This window comes from Escherichia sp. KCJ4928 (assembly GCF_004352695.1).
Taxonomy (GTDB): Bacteria; Pseudomonadota; Gammaproteobacteria; order Enterobacterales; family Enterobacteriaceae; genus ECMA0423.
The window spans coordinates 1-5,736 of record NZ_SJWV01000223.1; the positions used below are offsets into that span (position 1 = coordinate 1).

Annotated in this window: 6 protein-coding genes; 2 read left to right on the plus strand and 4 right to left on the minus strand. The window is 52.1% G+C overall.

Annotation, left to right across the window (positions count from 1 at the left end; translation table 11 throughout):
* Positions 1 to 12: 12 nt before the first annotated feature.
* Positions 13 to 2,457: an acyl-CoA dehydrogenase FadE gene (fadE, locus tag E0D98_RS20850; RefSeq protein WP_000973094.1), complete on the minus strand. Its 2,445-nt coding sequence runs from the start codon at positions 2,455 to 2,457 to the stop codon at positions 13 to 15.
* 239 nt (positions 2,458 to 2,696) lie between these two features.
* Here fadE and lpcA point away from each other — a divergent pair, with 239 nt between their 5' ends.
* Together lpcA and E0D98_RS20860 are read left to right on the plus strand one after the other, a co-directional pair.
* The gene (gene lpcA, locus E0D98_RS20855; RefSeq protein ID WP_000284050.1) at positions 2,697 to 3,275 is read left to right on the plus strand and encodes a D-sedoheptulose 7-phosphate isomerase; all 579 of its coding nucleotides are present in this window, start codon (positions 2,697 to 2,699) and stop codon (positions 3,273 to 3,275) included.
* A gap of 205 nt (positions 3,276 to 3,480) precedes the next feature.
* Entirely contained in the window at positions 3,481 to 4,248 is a 768-nt protein-coding gene (locus E0D98_RS20860) for a class II glutamine amidotransferase (protein ID WP_000333380.1), read from the plus strand.
* On the opposite strand, the gene dpaA is transcribed toward E0D98_RS20860, so the two are convergent.
* The 3 genes from dpaA to dinJ form a co-directional block, all read right to left on the minus strand.
* Positions 4,219 to 4,959: a peptidoglycan meso-diaminopimelic acid protein amidase gene (gene dpaA / locus E0D98_RS20865; protein WP_001225679.1), complete on the minus strand. Its 741-nt coding sequence runs from the start codon at positions 4,957 to 4,959 to the stop codon at positions 4,219 to 4,221. The genes E0D98_RS20860 and dpaA overlap by 30 nt on opposite strands.
* A gap of 155 nt (positions 4,960 to 5,114) precedes the next feature.
* Positions 5,115 to 5,393: a type II toxin-antitoxin system mRNA interferase toxin YafQ gene (yafQ, locus tag E0D98_RS20870; protein WP_000615976.1), complete on the minus strand. Its 279-nt coding sequence runs from the start codon at positions 5,391 to 5,393 to the stop codon at positions 5,115 to 5,117.
* Positions 5,394 to 5,395: 2 nt separating this feature from the next.
* Positions 5,396 to 5,656 carry a type II toxin-antitoxin system antitoxin DinJ gene (gene dinJ / locus E0D98_RS20875; RefSeq protein ID WP_000729704.1) on the minus strand — a complete coding sequence of 87 codons (261 nt, stop codon included), beginning with the start codon at positions 5,654 to 5,656 and terminating at the stop codon, positions 5,396 to 5,398.
* Positions 5,657 to 5,736: the final 80 nt, after the last annotated feature.

Consider the following 5,736-nt stretch of genomic DNA (forward strand, 5'->3'; position numbering starts at 1 on the left):
TCCGTTATTCATTTACGCGGCTTCAACTTTCCGCACTTTCTCCGGCAACTTTACCGGCTTCGTCGCCAGCTCTTCCGGATCAAAGTCATCAACGTTAATACTGCGCAGACGGCTTTCTTCAGCTTTCACCAGAATAGCGGCTTCATCTTTATCAATCAGCCCCTTCGCCAGCGCGTTGTGCGCCAGTTCATCCAGACGGGTAAACGGCAGGTTTTTACCCAGCTCTTTACAGATCCGCTGATGAATTGGGTCGGCGGCAATCACATCCACCAGCGCCTCTTCCAGCAAGCCAACCGGATTATGCTCGCTCGGCGTCAGGTACTGACCGCGACCAATGCGGGAACGGGTGGCGTTCGGCACTTGTAAAATCTTCGCCACTTTATGATCCAGCTTGTCAGAAGGTGCCAGATAATGACGTCCGGTCGGGAAGATCACCACATTCAGCAGCCCGGCAACCACGCGGTTCGGGAAGTTTTGCAGTAAATCATCCATCGCCTGTTCAGCCTGATACAGCGCATCTTGTACGCCCCAGTGCACCAGCGGCAGGTCGGCTTCATTACGGCCTTCGTCGTCATAACGCTTCAGAACGGCAGAGGCGAGGTAAAGCTGGCTTAAAATATCCCCCAGACGTGCCGAGATGCGCTCACGACGTTTCAGGCTGCCGCCCAGCACAGCCATCGAGACATCAGAAAGCAGGGCGAGGTTGGCGCTCAGGCGGTTCAGGTGCTGATAGTAGCGTTTAGTGGCATCGCCGGTTGGCGTGCTGCTGGTTAAACCGCGCGTCAGGCCCAGCCAGAAGCTGCGAACTTTGTTGCTACCGACGTGACCGATATGTTTGAACAACAGTTTATCGAACGCGTTGACGTCATTGTTCTTCGCTGCTTCCATCTCTTCCAGCACGTACGGATGGCAACGAATCGCTCCTTGTCCGAAGATCATCATGCTGCGGGTCAGAATGTTGGCCCCTTCAACGGTGATGGCAATCGGTGCGCCCTGGTAAGCACGCGCCAGGAAGTTGCTCTGCCCGAGCATAATGCCTTTGCCACCAGTGATATCCATCGCATCAATAATCGACTGCTGCCCGCGGTGGGTACAGTGATACTTAACGATAGCCGACAGCACGGCAGGTTTTTCGCCGAGCATAATGCCGTAGGTAATCAGCGATGCCGCAGCATCCATCACGTAGGCATTACCGGCAATACGCGCCAGCGGCTCTTCAATCCCTTCCATCTTACCGATAGAGATTTTGAACTGACGGCGAATGTGAGCATACGCGCCCGTTGCCAGCGCTACTGATTTCACGCCGCCGGTTGAGTTGGAAGGCAGGGTGATGCCGCGGCCTACCGAGAGGCACTCCACCAGCATCCGCCAGCCTTGCCCGGCCATTTTCGGCCCGCCGATAATGTAATCGATCGGTACGAAGACATCTTTACCGCGCGTCGGTCCATTCTGGAACGGCACGTTCAGCGGGAAGTGGCGACGACCAATTTCCACGCCCGGCGTGGTGGTTGGGATCAGCGCACAGGTAATACCTAAATCTTCTGCGCCACCCAGCAATTTCTCTGGGTCGGAGAGTTTAAACGCCAGCCCAAGCACGGTCGCAATCGGTGCCAGCGTAATGTAGCGTTTGTTCCAGGTCAGACGCATCCCCAGCACCTGCTGGCCCTGCCATTCGCCCATGCAGACAATCCCGGTATCCGGGATAGCGCCTGCATCGGAACCCGCTTCCGGGCTGGTCAGTGCAAAGCAAGGGATCTCCTGACCACGCGCCAGACGCGGCAGATAGTGATTTTTCTGCTCGTCAGTGCCGTAATGTTGCAGCAGCTCGCCCGGGCCTAATGAGTTCGGCACGCCGACGGTAATCGCCAGGATCCCGCTCACGCCGGAGAGTTTTTGCAGCACGCGAGACTGGGCATAAGCCGAGAACTCCAGCCCGCCGTACTCTTTTTTGATGATCATCGCGAAGAAACGATGCTCTTTAAGGTACGCCCACAACTCCGGCGGCAAATCAGCCAGCTCATGGGTGATCTGGAAATCATTCGCCATCCGGCAGGCTTCTTCTACCGGACCGTCGAGAAACGCTTGCTCTTCTGCGGTCAGGCGCGGCTGCGGATAGTTATGCAGCTTTTTCCAGTCCGGCTTGCCCTGGAACAAGTCGCCCTCCCACCAGGTGGTGCCCGCATCAATCGCTTCTTTCTCAGTGCGCGACATCGGCGGCATCACCTTACGGAAACCGCGAAATACCGGCGCGGAAATCATCGACTTACGCATAGGCGCAAAGTTAAATGGCACGAGGATAATGGCCAGAGGCACCAGTACCCACGCCGACCACAGACCAGCAACGCCGAGGGCGGCTGTCCAGGCGAGCAAAATCAGACTGCTGATAAATAAGCTCACGCGGTGATAGAACAACGCGCCGAGCAGGACAACCGTAGCGAGAATACTCAAAATCATCATAACGAAAAGCCCCTTACTTGTAGGAGGTCTGACCACTTGTGATGATATGGTTGTAGTGGATGTAAAAACATTTAGCAATGTGTTTACAATATAATTACAACAAAGCTCACATTGTTGCTGTTTTTATCCGCACTTCAGGTCAAAAAGTCCTGGTCATAGCACCTGCCCGTACTTCTCGCTTTTGGCGGTATCCGGTACACTGCATTTTGTCTATTACATTTATGCTGAAGGATATCCTCATGTACCAGGATCTTATTCGTAACGAACTGAACGAAGCGGCGGAAACGCTGGCTAACTTTTTAAAAGATGACGCCAATATTCACGCCATTCAGCGCGCGGCGGTCCTGTTAGCAGACAGCTTTAAAGCCGGTGGCAAAGTGCTTTCCTGCGGCAACGGCGGTTCCCATTGCGACGCTATGCACTTTGCCGAAGAGTTGACCGGTCGCTACCGTGAAAACCGTCCGGGCTACCCGGCGATTGCTATTTCTGACGTTAGTCATATTTCCTGCGTCGGTAATGATTTCGGTTTCAATGATATTTTCTCCCGCTACGTTGAAGCGGTAGGTCGCGAAGGCGATGTACTGCTGGGGATCTCCACCTCCGGTAACTCTGCAAACGTGATCAAAGCGATCGCAGCGGCGCGTGAGAAGGGGATGAAAGTGATCACCCTGACCGGTAAAGACGGCGGTAAAATGGCTGGCACGGCGGATATCGAAATTCGCGTTCCGCACTTTGGTTATGCCGACCGCATTCAGGAGATTCACATTAAAGTGATCCATATCCTGATCCAGTTAATTGAAAAAGAGATGGTTAAGTAAGTCTGGCGTAGGCCGGATAAGGCGTTTACGCCGCATCCGGCACTTGTGCGCTGATGCCTGATGCGATGCTGACGCGTCTTATCATGCCTACAAATCTGTACGCGAACCGTAGGCCGAATAATTCGTTTACGCCGCATCCGACCTGAAAATTCTTAAATCAATCTTCGCCGGGGGCCATGCGCTCCCGCTGTTGTGGAGGTTACCCATGTGCGAATTGCTCGGGATGAGCGCCAACGTCCCTACCGATATCTGCTTTAGTTTCACCGGACTTGTACAGCGTGGTGGTGGAACCGGGCCACATAAAGATGGCTGGGGCATTACCTTTTACGAAGGTAAAGGCTGTCGCACATTTAAAGATCCACAACCCAGCTTTAATTCCCCCATCGCCAAACTTGTCCAGGACTACCCGATAAAATCCTGTTCGGTGGTGGCTCATATTCGCCAGGCTAATCGGGGCGAGGTGGCGCTGGAAAATACTCACCCATTTACCCGCGAGTTATGGGGGCGTAACTGGACTTATGCCCATAACGGACAACTGACGGGCTACAAATCACTGGAAACCGGCAACTTCCGCCCGGTCGGTGAAACCGATAGCGAAAAAGCCTTCTGCTGGCTCCTGCATAAATTAACGCAGCGTTACCCGCGCACACCGGGCAACATGGCGGCAGTGTTTAAATATATCGCCTCACTGGCGGATGAACTGCGGCAGAAGGGCGTTTTCAACATGCTGCTTTCTGACGGGCGCTATGTGATGGCGTATTGCTCGACTAATTTACACTGGATCACCCGCCGCGCGCCGTTTGGCGTGGCAACGCTGCTGGATCAGGATGTGGAAATCGACTTCAGCTCGCAGACCACACCGAATGATGTGGTCACGGTGATTGCAACACAGCCGCTGACGGGCAATGAAACCTGGCAAAAGATTATGCCAGGCGAATGGCGCTTATTTTGCCTCGGGGAGCGTGTAGTTTGATGCCAGTTGTGGCTGCACAACTTCGTGGCTTAACGGCTTGCTGACCACGTAACGACCATTGACCACAGAAACGGTCGGTGGCTTACGGGTTTGCTCAAAGTAGTCGTAACCCGGCTTCAGTTGCTCCCAGAAGTCCTTAAAGTTGGAATATTTATGGCGCTTCATATTGGCGTCGGTCATGCGGAACGGGTAAATACTCACTTGCACGCTCGGCTGACCAAACACCAGCGCACCAGTAACGAACTGGAAGATCTCATCAATACCCTGATTGGTCATTGCGTAGCAGCCGATGGAAACACAATCGCCGTGGATCATCAGGTATTTCCCTTCATAACCATGCGCACGGTCATAGGCATTGGGGAAACCAATATTAATCGCTTTGTAGTAACGGCTGTCTGGTTTTAACTGATTACGCTGGACGCTATAAAACCCTTCCGGGCTTTTGAAATCGCCCTGACGCTGTTTTGGCCCTAAGCCGCCGGAATATTTACAGATTTTATAACTGTCGAGCAGCTGATATTGCTCGCCCATTTTGACGTAGAGATCGAGCGTACGTTCTTCCTTGAAGATCTGGATGTAGACAGGGGATCCCATCAACTGCTGCTTATACTCTTTGCTCACTGGCGTGGTCGAGCTACTGCTGCCCAGCAAACCGGCAAACGAAACGCACGGGATCAACAACATCGCAAGAATTAATGCGATTTTACGCATACTGCTTATTCCTTGATAAAACGGTTACACACGCCAGGACGGCAAAATAGATCCCAAATCGGAATAGTCTGGATTTGGAAGGCTCACATTATCACCAAAAGAGTTTTACGCAAGCCTGTCGGCGCAGGGTTTACAAATTTCATCGGCAGCGTGCTTTACCCAAAGAGCGCCGCGTGAGTTCCAGTTCTCTCAAATCGTAAAAGTTTATCGGTAAGTTTGTAAATCAGGATCCAGTCCGGTTCGACATGAGCATCGCGATAACCTTTCCATGAACCTTGCAGCGGGTGGTCTTTATAAACAGCTGGAAGCGGTAAAGCATTATTGATAAGAAGCGTCATAAGATATTTCAATTTATTCATATCCTTATGACGCTTTTGTGCAAGTTTTACATCCTTTGAAAATTGTCCCGAGTATTCAATATCCCTTTGAATCATATTTAAATTCCTAATTTATCAAATAAATCATCGGCGTCTTTGGCCTTATGAACATCAACGCCAGCTTCGCTGTTTTTGATTGATTGAATGGTTAATTGATTAGGCTCGCGTAAATCAAACGGCAATGCCTTTTCACGCGCGACCTTTGTGAGGGTTATGCGAACCAGGTCAGAGATGGTCAGCCCCATCCCGGCCAGTACGTCCGCCGCCTGATTCTTCAGATCTTCATCGATTCGGGCGCGAACAAATGCGTTAGCAGCCATTGGGGTATCTCCTGTGCTGTATATTTATTCAGCTTGAATTGTAGCTCAAATGAGCAACAGCGACAATCCATGAGTAATTT